Source organism: Pseudomonas sp. DWP2-2, assembly GCF_049897065.1.
Classification (GTDB): domain Bacteria; phylum Pseudomonadota; class Gammaproteobacteria; order Pseudomonadales; family Pseudomonadaceae; genus Aquipseudomonas; species Aquipseudomonas paracarnis.
This window is the reverse complement of record NZ_JAFCVN010000009.1, coordinates 81,694-95,749: the sequence shown is the minus strand read 5'-3', so window position 1 is coordinate 95,749 and position 14,056 is coordinate 81,694. Positions and strand designations below refer to the sequence as shown.

Here is a 14,056-nt window from a genome sequence, read left to right as displayed (position 1 = left end):
CGACATGCCCACCCCTTCACGCCCCGCTGTACTCGAACTGATCGGCAATACCCCGCTGGTCAAGGTCAGCCGCTTCGATACCGGCCCCTGCACGCTGTTTCTCAAGCTTGAATCGCAAAACCCCGGCGGTTCCATCAAGGACCGCATCGGCCTGGCGATGATCGACGCCGCTGAACGCGACGGTCGCTTGCGCCCGGGCGGTACCATCATTGAAGCCACCGCCGGCAATACCGGCCTGGGCCTGGCGCTGGTGGGCCGGGCCAAGGGCTACCGGGTGGTGTTGGTGGTGCCCGACAAGATGTCCACGGAAAAGGTGCTGCACCTGAAGGCCATGGGCGCCGAGGTGCATATCACCCGCTCCGATGTGGGCAAGGGCCATCCCGAGTATTACCAGGACGTGGCGGCACGTTTGGCCAAAGATATTCCGGGCTCGTTCTTCGCCGACCAGTTCAATAACCCGGCCAACCCCTTGGCCCACGAGACCAGTACCGCGCCGGAGATTTGGGCGCAGACCCAGCACGATGTGGACGCGATTGTGGTGGGCGTCGGCTCGGCCGGCACCCTCACCGGCCTCACGCGTTTCTTCAAGCGCGTGCAACCCGAACTGGCCATGGTGCTGGCCGACCCGGTCGGTTCGGTAATGGCCGAATACAGCCGCAGCCGCACCCTGGAAACTCCCGGTTCCTGGGCCGTTGAAGGGATAGGCGAAGACTTCATCCCCTCGATCGCCGACCTGTCCAGCGTGCGCCACGCCTACTCCATCAGCGATGCCGACAGCTTCGACCACGCCCGCCAATTGCTCAAGGCCGAAGGCATCCTCGGCGGCTCATCCACCGGCACACTGCTCGCCGCGGCCTTGCGCTACTGCCGCGAGCAAACCGAGCCCAAGCGCGTGGTCACCTTCGTCTGCGACACCGGTACGCGCTACCTGTCGAAGGTTTACAACGACCAGTGGATGAACGACGCCGGCCTGTTGCAGTACAAACACTACGGCGACCTGCGCGATCTGATCGCGCGCCGCTTCGAAGACGGCCGCGTGATCAGCGTAAGCCCCGACGACACCCTGCTCACCGCCTTCCAGCGCATGCGCCTGGCGGACGTGTCGCAACTGCCGGTGCTTGTCGATGGCCAGACCCTGGTGGGCGTGATCGACGAGTCCGACATCCTGCTGGGCCTGCACCACGACGCCGCAGATTTTTCCATGACCGTCGCCAGCGCCATGACCAACACCCTGCACACCCTGGCCCCCAACGCCAGCCTGGCCGAACTGCAGGCTGAACTGGATCGCGGCCTGGTCGCCATCATTGCCGACGCCGCAGGCTTTCATGGCCTGATCACCCGCGTCGACCTGCTTAACCACCTACGGAGATCCCTAGCATGAGCCAGCCCGATAAAAGCGCGTTTGCCACCCGTGTGATCCACGCCGGGCAGTCACCCGACCCGACCACGGGCGCGCTGATGCCGCCGATCTACGCCAACTCCACCTACCTGCAAGACAGCCCTGGCGTGCACAAGGGGTTTGACTATGGCCGCTCCCATAACCCCACGCGTTTCGCCCTGGAACGCTGCGTGGCCGACCTTGAAGGCGGCAGCCAGGCGTTTGCGTTTGCCTCGGGGCTGGCGGCGATCTCCACCGTGCTGGAACTGCTGGATGCCGGCGCGCATATCGTCTCGGGCAACGACCTGTACGGCGGCACTTTCCGGCTGTTCGACAAAGTGCGCCAGCGCAGTGCCGGGCACCGTTTCAGCTATGTCGACCTCAGCGACTTGTCGGCGTTTGAAGCGTCATTGCAGGACGACACGCGCATGGTCTGGGTCGAAACCCCAAGCAACCCGCTGCTGAGCCTGACCGACCTGCGCGCCGTGGCCCGCATCTGCCGTGCCCGCGGGATTATCTGCGTGGCCGACAATACCTTTGCCAGCCCCTGGATCCAGCGCCCGCTGGAGTTGGGCTTCGACATCGTGGTGCACTCCACCACCAAATACCTCAATGGGCATTCTGATGTGATCGGTGGTATCGCTGTTGTCGGTGATAACACTGAATTGGCCGAACGTCTGGGCTTCCTGCAAAACTCCATCGGCGCCATCGCCGGGCCGTTCGATGCCTTCCTGACCCTGCGCGGGGTAAAAACCCTGGCGCTGCGCATGGAGCGTCATTGCAGCAATGCCCTGGACCTGGCCACCTGGCTGGAGCAACAGCCGCAAGTGTCACGGGTTCACTACCCGGGCCTCAAATCCCACCCACAGCACGACCTGGCGAAACAGCAGATGCGCGGCTTTGGCGGGATGATTTCAGTGGACTTGAACAGCGACTTGGCCGGCGCGACGCGCTTTCTGGAAAACGTGAAGATCTTCGCCCTGGCCGAGAGCCTGGGGGGCGTGGAAAGCCTGATCGAGCACCCGGCGATTATGACCCATGCCAGCATCCCGGCGGCGACGCGAGCGCAATTGGGGATTGGCGATGGGCTGGTGCGCTTGTCGGTGGGGGTTGAAGATGTGGAGGATTTGCGCGCCGATCTGGCGCAAGCCTTGGCCCACATCTAACTCAATTTGATCGTTCTTACGCTCCGCGTGGGAACGCAACCGGTGACGCTCTGCGTCACGCTTGGGGACGCAGAGCGTCCCTGACTGCATTCCCACGCGGAGCGTCGGAACGATCAGTGTGTATCAGCCTTGGGTGATGCTGGCCCGCGCCGCATGCAGCTTCTTGTAGCTGTCGATCAAGCGCAAATGCCGGTCCAGGCCTTCCAGCTTCATGCTGGTCGGCGTCAGCCCATAAAAGCGCACACTGCCGTCAACCGAACCGATCACCGCGTCCATGCGCTCATTACCGAACATGCGCCGGAAGTTGGCCTCGTAGTCAGCCAGCTCCAGATCATCATCCAGTTCCATCTCCAGCACCGCGTTCATCGCCTGGTAAAACAGGCCCCGCTCAACGGTGTTGTCGTTGTACTGCAGGAACATCTCCACGCACTCCTTAGCCTCTTCATACTGCTTCAGCGCCAGGAATATCAGCAGTTTCAGCTCCAGAATGGTCAACTGGCCCCACGCGGTGTTGTCGTCGAACTCAATGCCAATCAACGTAGTGATATCGGTGTAGTCGTCCAGCTCACTTTCTATCAGGCGCTCGACCAACGCCTGCAGTTCCTCCTCGCTGAGGCGGTGCAGGTTGAGGATGTCTTCGCGGAAAAACAGCGCCTTGTTGGTGTTGTCCCAGATCAGGTCGTCCACCGGATAGATTTCCGAGTAGTCCGGCACCAGGATGCGGCAGGCAGTAGCGCCCAGGTGCTCATACACCGCCATGTACGACTCTTTGCCCATGCCTTCGAGGATGCCGAACAGCGTGGCTGCTTCCTGGACGTTGGAGTCTTCGCCCTGGCCGGAGAAGTCCCACTCGACGAATTCATAATCCGACTGGGCACTAAAGAAGCGCCACGACACTACGCCGCTGGAATCGATAAAGTGCTCGACGAAGTTGTTCGGCTCGGTGACCGCCTGGCCTTCGAAGGTCGGCTGCGGCAGGTCGTTCAAGCCTTCGAAGCTACGGCCTTGCAGCAGCTCGGTGAGGCTGCGTTCCAGCGCCACTTCCAGGCTGGGGTGCGCGCCGAACGAAGCGAACACGCCGCCGGTGCGCGGGTTCATCAAGGTCACGCACATCACCGGGAATTCACCGCCCAGGGACGCGTCCTTGACCAGCACCGGAAAGCCCTGGGCTTCCAGGCCTTCGATACCCGCCAGGATGCCCGGGTACTTGGCCAGCACTTCGGCGGGTACGTCCGGCAGCGCAAATTCGCCTTCGATGATTTCGCGCTTCACCGCTCGCTCGAAAATCTCCGACAGGCACTGCACCTGGGCTTCGGCCAAGGTGTTGCCAGCGCTCATGCCGTTGCTCAGGTAGAGGTTTTCGATCAGGTTGGACGGGAAATACACCACCTCGCCATCGGACTGACGCACGAACGGCAGGGAGACAATGCCACGGGCTTCGTTGCCGGAGTTGGTGTCGAAGAGGTGTGAACCGCGCAGCTCGCCCTCGCGGTTGTAGACTTTCAGGCAGTAGGCATCGAGGATTTCACTCGGCAGCTCATCGTTGGGGCCCGGCTGGAACCAACGCTCGTCCGGGTAATGCACGAACGGCGCGTTGGCCAGATCCTCACCCCAGAACTGGTCGTTGTAAAAGAAGTTGCAGTTCAGACGCTCGATGAACTCACCCAGCGCCGACGCCAGCGCGCCCTCTTTGGTCGCGCCTTTGCCGTTGGTAAAGCACATCGGCGAATGGGCGTCGCGGATATGCAGCGACCACACGTTGGGCACGATATTGCGCCACGAGGCAATCTCGATCTTCATGCCCAGGCCCGCGAGAATCGCCGACATGTTGGCGATGGTCTGCTCCAGCGGCAGGTCCTTGCCGGCAATGTAGGTGCCTGCTGCGGACGCGGAGTTGGGCATCAACAGCGCCTGGGCATCGGCGTCGAGGTTGTCGACTTCCTCAATCACGAATTCCGGCCCGGCCTGCACCACCTTCTTCACGGTGCAGCGGTCGATGGAGCGCAGGATGCCTTGGCGGTCCTTGTCGGAGATATCTGTGGGCAATTCGACCTGGATCTTGAAAATCTGGTTGTAGCGGTTTTCCGGGTCGACGATGTTGTTCTGCGACAGGCGAATATTCTCGGTGGGAATATTGCGCGTCTGGCAGTACAACTTCACAAAGTACGCCGCACACAACGCCGACGAAGCCAGGAAGTAGTCGAATGGCCCCGGTGCCGAACCATCGCCCTTGTAGCGGATGGGCTGGTCGGCAATGACCGTGAAGTCATCGAACTTGGCTTCAAGCCGAAGGTTGTCGAGAAAGTTGACCTTAATTTCCATGCGGGCACACCAGAATAACGAGCTAAACAAATTGGCCGCCATTATGAAGCGTTTCGCCGGGAAGTCTCAGGGTTTTGCGTATGGGCTGCTGATCGGTGCTAACGTCCACCCTGTGGGAGCGCGTTGCTCCAGTTAGATAATGTTCACCTCTGCCAGGACAGGCCATGGAACCGATAGCGACGAACGCCGCACTGTTGATCATCGATATGCAAAAAGGCATGGCCGATCCCACACTAGGCCGCCGCAACAACCCAGACGCTGAGCAGCACATACAGCAATTGCTCAATGCCTGGCGCCAGGCGCAACGCCCGATCATTCATGTGCGGCATATCTCCCGCTCTGGCGCTTCGGTGTTCCGGCCAGGCCAGCCCGGCTGTGAGTTCCAGGATGCGCTGCACCCTCTGGCCCATGAGCATGTGGTGGAAAAAAACGTACCGGATGCATTCAGCGCCACGGGCCTGGAGCGCTGGCTGCACCTGCGCTCGATCCAGCAGTTGGTGATCGTCGGGGTCATCACCAACAATTCAGTGGAATCCACCGCACGCTCGGGCGGCAACCTGGGGTTCGACGTGATCGTGGCGGCGGATGCGTGTTTTACCTTCGATCAAACCGACTTGTCGGGGCGGCTGTGGGCCGCAGAGGATGTGCATGCGTTGTCGCTCAGTAACTTGGCGATGGACTATGCAAGGGTGTTCAATACCGCGGAAATATTAGATCCATGTAACCCGCGATGCGCTTTTTGATGCAATGCTGCACCTGTGGCGAGGGAGCTTGCTCCCGTGACAGCCCTAAAGCCGCCGCTTACCTAAATGTCGCCCCGATTCGCCTGCCCCCATCGTTCATGGAAAACGGCTAAAATACCCGGGCATCCTCCAGCATTTGCGGCAACGCCTGCGGCCATACCGTATCGCTCGTCGCGAGCAGCGCCTCTGCCGACCACCAATGATGATCCGCCATCACCTGGGTCTCCTCTACTGTCCATTCGGCCCTGGAAAGCGCGTCGCTGGATGTATGCACAACGAAGTACCGCTCTACTGCCAACACGATTTCACCGCTGGGTAACATCAACGGGAAACTACGCTCTGCCACGGATTCCCCAACGCTGCTGACGGTGATACCAGTCTCTTCGCGCAACTCACGAATCGCGGCGCTGTGAAAGCTCTCCCCCGCCTCCACGCCACCGCCCGGTGTGGCCCAGTAATCCTGGCCGGCCAGGGCGCCGTCTTTATGCACGAAGCGAAACAGCAACACTTGCTGTGCAGGGTTGATGACCAGTAATCGTGCGGCTTTGCGTTCACGCATCTGATTGATTCCTTTCTATGAGGGCCGAAACCATCCAGCTCAGAAACGCCCGTAGGCGTGTCGTAAATGCCTCGCCCTCGGCGCTCGGGTTGCGTGCTTCAAATAGGAAGTAGGCGATTTGCACGCGCATGGTCGGGTAATGCTGGACGAACAGCCCGACGTAGTCTTCCAGGGTTTGCGGCCAGTTTTGTGCATCTACCGCTCGCAGGGTGTGGGTAGCGCGGATCAAGGCCCGCGATGCTTCCCGCTGCAGGCCAAGCCGTGTGTGTTCAGTGCTGGCCTGTTCGATGCGCAACAGGTACGCCGTAAGCACCTGTTCAAAATCACCATTGACCGCCAGGGCGATGGCGCGGGACGGGCGAAACGGTTCGACGTGCAGTGACAGGTCTTCGCCCCAGAGACAGCGGCAATGATGTTTGAGCCAGAAGCCCCAACTGTTTAGGTTTTCAGGCGCCAACACCTGGGCGCGGTGACCGATATCAAAGTCGATCTTGGTGACATGGGGATGCCGTTGCTCCAAAGCGAGTCGGGCCGACTCCAATTGTTCAAGCACAGGCGCATCCGGTGGTTCGATCAGTATCAGGGAAAGGTCAAGATCAGAAGTGCCGATCTCTCCTTCGCCCCGTGCGATGCTGCCATACAGGTAGATCCCGTGCAGCCCCAGCTCAGGCCGGGACAAGGTAGCGCAAACGTCCGCCAGCAGGGGCTGGAACTCCGGTTGTATAGGCCCATCAGCGACGGTGAGGATATAGCCGTCGGCATCGATGCCTGCAGGTTTTTGGGTAGTCACGGGCGATGTACCTCAATCACCAACCCTTCCTCTTCCCTCGGCACACTGAAATGGCGAGTGATCAGGTCAAACTCGGCATCAGTGGCGGCAAAATCATGGTCACCTCGGGCATTGCGCGCATGCAGGCGCGCACGACAGGTGGCATCGTCCAGATCCAGGTAATGCAGGCAGTGCGGCACCTTGGCTGCCTGGGCCAGGCCGAGTAACCATTGACGATTGGCGAGGGTATTGGCCGGAAAATCCAGCACCACATTGACGCCGCACGCCAACAGATCGATCACCAGCGGCTCAAGTACTCCACGAACCTGCTGGGCACAGCGCAGGTAGTCGGCAATGCTCTGGATCTGACCAGGGTAGAGACTGGCCAGCCACTGGTCTTCGCTGAGCACAATGGCTGCGTGCTCGGTGGCGAGGGTCTTGGCGAGTGTGGACTTGCCGGAGGCGATCTTGCCGCATAACAGGTGCAGGGTTGGCATAAAACGATTCCTTGGAGGAGCCCAACAGGATGAGTCATGCAGGCATTATCGTAAACACATCCAGTTGAATCCTCGTTCCCGAGCGAGGTCACCTATCAGGAGACGACAACGCAATTGGAGGTGGTGATGAACCTTGCAATGACACTCTTCAGTCTGTTTGCCGGTTGGATGGCGATTGTGATTTCGATGCTATGGGGTGTGCTGCGAGTGCTGCGCTGGCACCATGCTTAGCACCCCGGACGGTCGCTACTTTGTGGTCAAGGGGCAGTTGTGGCGCTGTACCAATCCGGCGCTGGATGAAGCGACGCGCCAATACTGGGTCAATGAATTGATGGATGCACGCCGGGCGGTCAAGTCAGCCAAGGGCAGCGCCGACCCCGAAGCCTTGAACGCCGCCCGGCAACGGGTGCAGCGTGCCAAGGTGGCATTGGGCGAGCGTGGCCCTGTGTGGTGGGGCGATGGCAGCCCGGATTACAACCGCCGCCAGGTCAAAAATACGCCCTATTGGGCATGGTTCGAGAAACACCTCGACACGCCATCCCAGTGAACTTTCTTACAAGTGCCATGCTCCTTTCCTATGCGAAGTCAGCGCGCCCTGAGCCCAGGGTGCAGAACGATAAGGAGCCGCCACCAACATGACTACCCTCTCCACTTACCCCGTCGTCAGGCCTGGGCCGTTGCATGGCACATTGCTTGCCGGCACCGTGCCGTTGTTTCTCGGGGCCTTGCTCAGTGATATCGCCTACGGCCAGACCTACCAGATCCAATGGGCCAATTTTGCCTCCTGGCTGATCGCCGGGGCGCTGGTGTTCTGTGGTTTTGCCCTGCTGTTTGCACTGGTCAACCTGCTGCGCGCCGAACACAAGGGCGGGCGCCCGGTGGCGTACTTCCTGCTGTTGCTGGGCACATGGGTGCTGGGGCTGGTGAACGCCTTTCAACATGCCAAGGATGCCTACGCCATGATGCCTGCTGGCCTGGTGCTGTCGGCGATCATCACCGTGCTGGCGATTGTCGCCACCTGGATCGGCTTGACCAACCTGCGCTCAGGAGCTGCCCGATGAAACCACTCAACACACTGACCCTGCTCAGCGCCGCCCTGTTGCTGAGTGCCTGTGGCGGCGAAGGTGACAAGACCCAGGCGCGCGGCCCTGACCCCAAGCTGCCCGAACAACAAAGCAGCCTGTTGCCCAGCATGAAGATTGCCGAGCCCACGCCGTGGGGCGATCAAAAGCCCAAGGTACCCGAAGGCTACAGCGTCACCGCCATCGCCACCGACCTTGCGATCCCGCGCCAGACCCTGGTGCTGCCCAACGGCGATATCCTGGTGGCCGAAGGCCGTGGCGGCAGTGCGGCCAAGCTCAAGCCCAAGGACGTGATCGCCAGTGTGATCAAGGCCCAGGGCAACACCAAGGTCAAGGGCGGCAACCGCATTACGCTGCTGCGTGACGCCGACGGTGACGGCACCTATGAACTCAAGACGGTATTCGCCGACAACCTCAACGCTCCCTACGGGCTGGCATTCGCCGACGGCAAACTGTACGTGGCCAACCAGGACGCACTGGTGCGCTTTGACTACGCCGACGGCCAGACCAAGGCCAGCGCCCCGCCCGTCAAAGTCACCGACCTGCCGGCGCAGATCAACCATCACTGGACCAAGTCATTGGCCGTCAGTGACGACGGGCGTCAGCTGTACGTGGGCATCGGTTCCAACAGCAACATCACCGAACGCGGCATGGAAGTGGAGATCGACCGCGCAATGGTCTGGCAGATCGATGCCGCCACCGGCGCGCATAAGCCCTACGCTACGGGCCTGCGCAATCCGACGGCGCTGACCATCCAACCGGGCTCAGGGCAACTGTGGACCGTGGTCAACGAGCGCGATGAACTCGGCCCCGACCTGGTGCCAGACTACCTGACGTCGGTGCGTGAAGGTGCCTTCTACGGCTGGCCCTACAGCTACTGGGGCCAGAACGTCGACCCTCGCGCACAACCGCAAAACCCGGCCAAGGTGGCTGCGGCGATCAAACCCGATTACAGCCTGGGCTCCCATGTGGCCGCGCTGGGCGTGGATTTCTCCATCCCTGCCATGGGTGAAAAATTCGCTGACGGCGCGTTTGTCGGCGAGCACGGCAGTTGGAACCGTGACAACCCAGTGGGCTACAAGGTGATCTTCGTGCCGTTCAGCAACGGCAAGCCGGCGGGCGAGCCCATCGACTTTGCCACCGGCTTTCGCGGCGACGATGGCAAGACCCGTGGGCGTCCAGTGGGGGTGACGGTAGACCCCAAAGGCGCGCTGATCATTGCCGACGACCTGGCCAATACGATTTGGCGCGTCACGCGTAACCAATAACCGCAGATGACAGGGGCAGCGACGCCCCTGTCAGCCGTCACTTTGCAATTGTGCGTCAAGCCAGGCCAACAACGCCGTGACCTCCTCCCGACTGCCCGCCCCTTGCTGCCTGTAGACCGAAATAGCCTCGGGCAAAAACACGCTTTCTGCGCAGGGCCGCACCAGCGCCTCACTCTCAATCAGCCGGCTTGCGGTACGACGCCAACCCATGGCGATACCGTGCCCTTCCACGGCGGCTTGCAACATCAGCGGGTAACTGTCGAAGGTGGCACTGCGTGCATCCCTGGCCAGCGTGTGGCCGAACATCTGCAGCCACTCATTCCACTCCATCAAATGCGGAGGCTCGGAGCTGTGGTGCAGAAAGGTGCAGGGCTTTAATTCAGCCAGTGATAACGGTTGTTCCGGGCAGAGGTAGCTGGGGCTGCACACCGGGAACACCTCGTCGGAGGCGGTGAACATCAGCGTATGGCTGCCACTGGCGCGCCGGGTACTTTGCAGGGCCACATCGAAATGCCCGTCGAACTGGGTGATCGGCCGCGTGCAGGTCACCACCTGGATCTCGATCTGCGGGTATTGCTGGTGGAAGGTCGCGAGACGCGGCATCAACCAATAGAACGCCTCGCATAGCTGGCATAGCAGTACCACGCGATTTCGCTGGGGCGATGTTCTCAGGCTGACCGCGCCCTCACTGATGCTGTGCAAGGCCAGGCTGACCACCCGCCCCAGCTCACGCCCTTCTTGCGTCAGGAACACCCCACGGTTGCGCCGACAAAACAGCTTGACCCCCAGGTTGTCCTCCAGCCCGCGGATCTGCCGACTGACCGCTGCCTGGGTGATGTGCAATTCATCGGCCGCCTTGGAGAAACTCTCCAGGCGCGCCGCCGCTTCAAACGGCAGGAGGCTGGCCAGAGGCGGTAAGGTTTTGCCAAGTGCATTCATAATCTGTGGTTATGCATCCAAGGCTGAAAACTCGTTTGTAGCACAGCCGCAGCGCTGGGCACCATGAATCCCTCACTTCATGGATCAGCCTCATGACCAGCGCCCGCACCTCACTCTTTACCGGTGTGATATTTGCCGTTGTCGCCACCCTTGGCTGGGCGCTGAACTTCATTGCGCCCTACGTCACCGGCGTCTACAGCCTCTACGACTTGATGGCCGTACGGTTTCTGATGGCCGGTGGGCTGGGTCTCGTCTGGATCATGGTGTGCAGGGCGCAATTGAGTATACTCAGCACCGGCCAGTGCGTACTGGCGGCAGCACTGGGCGCACTGGGTTGCCTCGGTTATGGCGCGTGCATTGCTGCCGGCGTGATGTTCGGCGGCCCGGTGCTGACGCCAGCGTTTGTCGGCATGGTCCCGGTGCTACTGGCGTTGATAGGCAACGCCAGTCACAAGACCCTGCAATGGCGCCAGTTGGTGATGCCGTTGTCCTGCCTCACCATGGGGCTGTTGCTGGCCACGGTCAGCAGCCTCCAACTGCCCGCCTCCGGCACCGGTTCCTGGCTGGCGGCTTTGTGCTTCTCCCTGGGCGCAGTGGCCTTGTGGCTGGGGTTCAGCGTCATCAATCAACAGCAACTGGCGCGCCTGCCAGCCAGCGCAACCGGTCTGTGGACTGCCCTGATGCTGGTAGGCGCAGGCGGCGCGGCGCTGTGCCTGCTGCCATGGCTATACGCGCTGGGCTTGTTCCGGTTGCCGACCCTTGGCGCGGCTTGGAGCCAGGCATGGCCGCTGTATGCCTGGGGCCTGGGCATCGCGGTGATGTCCACGGTGGTCGGCGCCTGGGCCTGGAATGCGGCAACGCGGCGCCTGCCCATGGTACTGAGCGGTCAATTGATTGCCCTGGAATCACTCTTCGCCAGCCTGCTCGGTCTAGGCTTTCACCAGCGCTGGCCGACGCCAATGGAGGCCGTGGGCCTGGCTGCCGTGCTCGTCGGCGTGGTCATGGCGGTTCGCATCCTCCTGGCGCAGGCAAAACCCGCCACAGCCCATCAGACCTTAGGGGAGACTCAACCATGACCCATTCAAACGACGCACTGGCACTGCCTCACACCTTTGACTTCCACAATCAAACCGTGCGCTGGGGCCAGCTGGGTACCCAGGGGCCTGCGCTGGTAATGGTGCATGGCACACCGTTCTCTTCCCATGTGTGGCGGCGTATCGCGCCCTTGTTTGCCCAGCAGTACCGCGTGTTCTATTACGACCTGCTTGGCTATGGCCAGTCTGAACAGGCGCCGGGCCAGGACGTGTCCCTGGGCGTGCAAAACCTGTTGCTCGCCGCACTGCTACACCATTGGGGCCTGGAACGTCCTCATGTGCTGGCCCATGATTTTGGCGGCGCTACGGCGCTGCGTGCGCATCTACTCGATGGCTGCGACTATGCCAGCCTGACCTTGATCGACCCCGTCGCCATGGCGCCGTGGGGTTCGCCGCTGGTGCAGCATGTGCGCCGCCATGAACAGGCCTTCAGCGACGCGCCGGCCTATATCCATGAGGCGATTGTGCGTGCCTATCTACAGGGCGCCGCCTTCACGCCGCTACCTGCCGAGGTGCTGCTCGCCTACGTCACGCCCTGGACAGGCGAGATTGGCCAGCCCGCCTTCTATCGCCAGATTGCGCAAATGGACCAGCGCTATACCGACCAGATTGAAGACCGGCTCACCGGGCTGCGTTGCCCGGTGCAATTGCTCTGGGGAGAGGAGGACCAATGGATCAACGTGGCACAGGGCGACGCGCTCGCAGATAGATTAGGTGCACGCTACCTGCGCGTCCCGCGTGCGGGGCATCTGGTGCAAGAGGACGCGCCCGAGGTCATCGTCGCTGCCTTGATGACCTTTCTAGGTGGCGTTACAGGTCAGTGATTTCCTTGTGGCGCGGCACCAGCGTCTTCATCACGCTCCAGGCCACCAGGTAAGCCAGGGCGCAGATGGCAAACATGATCATGTAGCCGGTATGGATGTCGTTGATGGACTTGTAATAGTCGAACACCCAGCCACCGATCTTGGTCATGAGCACGCCACCCAGGCCACCGGCCATGCCGCCAATGCCGACCACCGAAGCCACGGTTTTCTGCGGGAACATATCGGACACGGTGGTGAAAATGTTACATGACCACGCCTGGTGTGCCGAAGCGCCCACACCGATCAGCAGCACCGGCACCCAGAAGCTGAGGTAACCCAACGGCTGCGCCAGCAACACCACCAGCGGGAACAGCGCAATCACCAGCATGGCTTTCATGCGCCCGTCATAGGGGGCATCGCCGCGCGCCATGAAGTAGCTGGGGAACCAGCCGCCGCCAATACTGCCGACCATGGTCATGCTGTACAGCACCGCCAGCGGCATCACGATATCGGCGCCTTTCATGCCGTATTGGGCAGACAGGTAGGTGGGCAACCAGAACAGGAAAAACCACCACACGCCATCGGTCATGAACTTGCCGAAGGCAAACGCCCAGGTCTGGCGGTAGGTCAATAGTTTGAACCAGGAGACTTTCTTCCCTACGGTGCCCGTCGGTGCCGGGGTAAACGGTTGTACGGTCTGGTCGCTACGGATGTAGGCCAGTTCCTCAGGTGACAGGCGTTTTTGCTGTTCCGGTTTTTCATACACGGCGGCCCACACGGCAACCCAGACAAAACCCAGCATACCGATGACCATAAACGCCGCCTCCCAGCCCCACATGCCAGCAATCAAGGGGACACAGATGGGCGCCAGAATCGCGCCGACGTTGGCGCCGGAATTGAAGATGCCGGTGGCCAGGGAGCGTTCTTTCTTGGGGAAATATTCGGCAGTGGCCTTGATCGCGATCGGGAAGTTACCCGCTTCGCCAATCGCCAACACAGCCCTTGAGAGCATGAAACCGGCAATGGACACCGGGATCACCGCCAGGCCAATGGCACCACTGACCGCCGCGATGCCCTCGCCCATCGGCACCGAAAACGCATGCATGATCGCGCCAGTGGACCAGATGCCAATGGCTACCACATAGGCGGCCTTGGTGCCGATCCTGTCGACGAAGCGCCCGGCAAACAGCATGGAAATGGCGTAGACAAACTGGAACACCGCCGCGATGTTGGCGTAATCGGTGTTGCTCCAGCCAAACTGCGTTGACAGTTGCGGTGCCAAGAGGCTGAGCACCTGGCGGTCGAGGTAATTGACCGTGGTCGCGAAAAACAACATCGCGCAGATCGTCCAGCGATAGCTGCCGACCGCCTGGCCGACACGAAGGGCACTGATGGGCTCGTTCAGATTCATGGCATCACTTTTTATTTTTGTTAGG

14 protein-coding genes are annotated in these 14,056 nt (G+C 61.2%); 8 read left to right on the top strand and 6 right to left on the bottom strand.

The window, feature by feature from the left end; all coding sequences use genetic code 11:
• Positions 1 to 4 precede the first annotated feature (4 nt).
• Both ACP7CZ_RS19535 and ACP7CZ_RS19530 read left to right on the top strand, forming a co-directional pair.
• Positions 5 to 1,381: a pyridoxal-phosphate dependent enzyme gene (locus ACP7CZ_RS19535; RefSeq protein WP_166405671.1), complete on the top strand. Its 1,377-nt coding sequence runs from the start codon at positions 5 to 7 to the stop codon at positions 1,379 to 1,381.
• Positions 1,378 to 2,544 carry a cystathionine gamma-synthase gene (locus ACP7CZ_RS19530; protein ID WP_054921389.1) on the top strand — a complete coding sequence of 389 codons (1,167 nt, stop codon included), beginning with the start codon at positions 1,378 to 1,380 and terminating at the stop codon, positions 2,542 to 2,544. The genes ACP7CZ_RS19535 and ACP7CZ_RS19530 overlap by 4 nt, the downstream gene beginning before the upstream one ends.
• A 123-nt stretch (positions 2,545 to 2,667) precedes the next feature.
• Here ACP7CZ_RS19530 and ACP7CZ_RS19525 read toward each other — a convergent pair whose 3' ends face one another.
• Entirely contained in the window at positions 2,668 to 4,866 is a 2,199-nt protein-coding gene (locus ACP7CZ_RS19525; RefSeq protein ID WP_294204254.1) for an OsmC domain/YcaO domain-containing protein, read from the bottom strand.
• 164 nt (positions 4,867 to 5,030) lie between these two features.
• Here ACP7CZ_RS19525 and ACP7CZ_RS19520 point away from each other — a divergent pair, with 164 nt between their 5' ends.
• Positions 5,031 to 5,609, top strand: coding sequence for a cysteine hydrolase family protein (locus ACP7CZ_RS19520; protein WP_294204252.1), 579 nt, complete (start codon positions 5,031 to 5,033; stop codon positions 5,607 to 5,609).
• Positions 5,610 to 5,718: 109 nt separating this feature from the next.
• Here ACP7CZ_RS19520 and ACP7CZ_RS19515 read toward each other — a convergent pair whose 3' ends face one another.
• Genes ACP7CZ_RS19515 through ACP7CZ_RS19505 form a run of 3 tightly spaced genes read right to left on the bottom strand, consistent with a single transcriptional unit; the run spans position 5,719 to position 7,434 of the window.
• On the bottom strand, positions 5,719 to 6,168 hold the full coding sequence (locus ACP7CZ_RS19515; RefSeq protein WP_294204250.1) for an NUDIX hydrolase: 450 nt from the start codon (positions 6,166 to 6,168) through the stop codon (positions 5,719 to 5,721).
• A complete protein-coding gene (locus ACP7CZ_RS19510; protein WP_294204249.1) occupies positions 6,161 to 6,958 on the bottom strand; it encodes a nucleotidyltransferase domain-containing protein in 798 nt (265 codons plus the stop codon). Before ACP7CZ_RS19510 ends, ACP7CZ_RS19515 begins: the two co-directional genes overlap by 8 nt.
• Complete coding sequence (locus ACP7CZ_RS19505) at positions 6,955 to 7,434, bottom strand: AAA family ATPase (protein WP_236455717.1); 480 nt, start codon at positions 7,432 to 7,434, stop codon at positions 6,955 to 6,957. The genes ACP7CZ_RS19510 and ACP7CZ_RS19505 overlap by 4 nt, the downstream gene beginning before the upstream one ends.
• A gap of 223 nt (positions 7,435 to 7,657) precedes the next feature.
• On the opposite strand from ACP7CZ_RS19505, the gene ACP7CZ_RS19500 reads away from it, so the two are divergent.
• From ACP7CZ_RS19500 to ACP7CZ_RS19490, 3 genes are all read left to right on the top strand, one after another.
• On the top strand, positions 7,658 to 7,981 hold the full coding sequence (locus ACP7CZ_RS19500; protein ID WP_072446372.1) for a hypothetical protein: 324 nt from the start codon (positions 7,658 to 7,660) through the stop codon (positions 7,979 to 7,981).
• Positions 7,982 to 8,069: 88 nt separating this feature from the next.
• Positions 8,070 to 8,495: a DUF2231 domain-containing protein gene (locus tag ACP7CZ_RS19495; protein ID WP_054897353.1), complete on the top strand. Its 426-nt coding sequence runs from the start codon at positions 8,070 to 8,072 to the stop codon at positions 8,493 to 8,495.
• A complete protein-coding gene (locus ACP7CZ_RS19490) occupies positions 8,492 to 9,784 on the top strand; it encodes a PQQ-dependent sugar dehydrogenase (RefSeq protein WP_014718638.1) in 1,293 nt (430 codons plus the stop codon). The genes ACP7CZ_RS19495 and ACP7CZ_RS19490 overlap by 4 nt, the downstream gene beginning before the upstream one ends.
• A 30-nt stretch (positions 9,785 to 9,814) precedes the next feature.
• Here the strand turns inward: ACP7CZ_RS19490 and ACP7CZ_RS19485 are convergent, their stop codons facing one another.
• Positions 9,815 to 10,723: a LysR substrate-binding domain-containing protein gene (locus ACP7CZ_RS19485; protein ID WP_072446368.1), complete on the bottom strand. Its 909-nt coding sequence runs from the start codon at positions 10,721 to 10,723 to the stop codon at positions 9,815 to 9,817.
• A 92-nt stretch (positions 10,724 to 10,815) separates the two neighbouring features.
• Here ACP7CZ_RS19485 and ACP7CZ_RS19480 point away from each other — a divergent pair, with 92 nt between their 5' ends.
• Positions 10,816 to 11,799, top strand: coding sequence for a DMT family transporter (locus ACP7CZ_RS19480; protein ID WP_072446366.1), 984 nt, complete (start codon positions 10,816 to 10,818; stop codon positions 11,797 to 11,799).
• Positions 11,796 to 12,641 carry an alpha/beta fold hydrolase gene (locus ACP7CZ_RS19475; RefSeq protein WP_294204243.1) on the top strand — a complete coding sequence of 282 codons (846 nt, stop codon included), beginning with the start codon at positions 11,796 to 11,798 and terminating at the stop codon, positions 12,639 to 12,641. Before ACP7CZ_RS19480 ends, ACP7CZ_RS19475 begins: the two co-directional genes overlap by 4 nt.
• On the opposite strand, the gene ACP7CZ_RS19470 is transcribed toward ACP7CZ_RS19475, so the two are convergent.
• The gene (locus ACP7CZ_RS19470) at positions 12,628 to 14,031 is read right to left on the bottom strand and encodes an MFS transporter (protein ID WP_200648967.1); all 1,404 of its coding nucleotides are present in this window, start codon (positions 14,029 to 14,031) and stop codon (positions 12,628 to 12,630) included. The two genes, ACP7CZ_RS19475 and ACP7CZ_RS19470, sit on opposite strands and share 14 nt — an antisense overlap.
• Between the last annotated feature and the right edge of the window lie 25 nt (positions 14,032 to 14,056).

Coding starts and splice junctions, on each gene's coding strand:
- ACP7CZ_RS19535 (WP_166405671.1), top strand. CDS start 5: ATGCCCACCCCTTCACGCCCCGCTGTACTCGAACTGATCGGCAATACC.
- ACP7CZ_RS19475 (WP_294204243.1), top strand. CDS start 11,796: ATGACCCATTCAAACGACGCACTGGCACTGCCTCACACCTTTGACTTC.
- ACP7CZ_RS19480 (WP_072446366.1), top strand. CDS start 10,816: ATGACCAGCGCCCGCACCTCACTCTTTACCGGTGTGATATTTGCCGTT.
- ACP7CZ_RS19495 (WP_054897353.1), top strand. CDS start 8,070: ATGACTACCCTCTCCACTTACCCCGTCGTCAGGCCTGGGCCGTTGCAT.
- ACP7CZ_RS19470 (WP_200648967.1), bottom strand. CDS start 14,031: ATGAATCTGAACGAGCCCATCAGTGCCCTTCGTGTCGGCCAGGCGGTC.
- ACP7CZ_RS19500 (WP_072446372.1), top strand. CDS start 7,658: ATGCTTAGCACCCCGGACGGTCGCTACTTTGTGGTCAAGGGGCAGTTG.
- ACP7CZ_RS19505 (WP_236455717.1), bottom strand. CDS start 7,434: ATGCCAACCCTGCACCTGTTATGCGGCAAGATCGCCTCCGGCAAGTCC.
- ACP7CZ_RS19520 (WP_294204252.1), top strand. CDS start 5,031: ATGGAACCGATAGCGACGAACGCCGCACTGTTGATCATCGATATGCAA.
- ACP7CZ_RS19530 (WP_054921389.1), top strand. CDS start 1,378: ATGAGCCAGCCCGATAAAAGCGCGTTTGCCACCCGTGTGATCCACGCC.
- ACP7CZ_RS19485 (WP_072446368.1), bottom strand. CDS start 10,723: ATGAATGCACTTGGCAAAACCTTACCGCCTCTGGCCAGCCTCCTGCCG.
- ACP7CZ_RS19515 (WP_294204250.1), bottom strand. CDS start 6,168: ATGCGTGAACGCAAAGCCGCACGATTACTGGTCATCAACCCTGCACAG.
- ACP7CZ_RS19525 (WP_294204254.1), bottom strand. CDS start 4,866: ATGGAAATTAAGGTCAACTTTCTCGACAACCTTCGGCTTGAAGCCAAG.
- ACP7CZ_RS19490 (WP_014718638.1), top strand. CDS start 8,492: ATGAAACCACTCAACACACTGACCCTGCTCAGCGCCGCCCTGTTGCTG.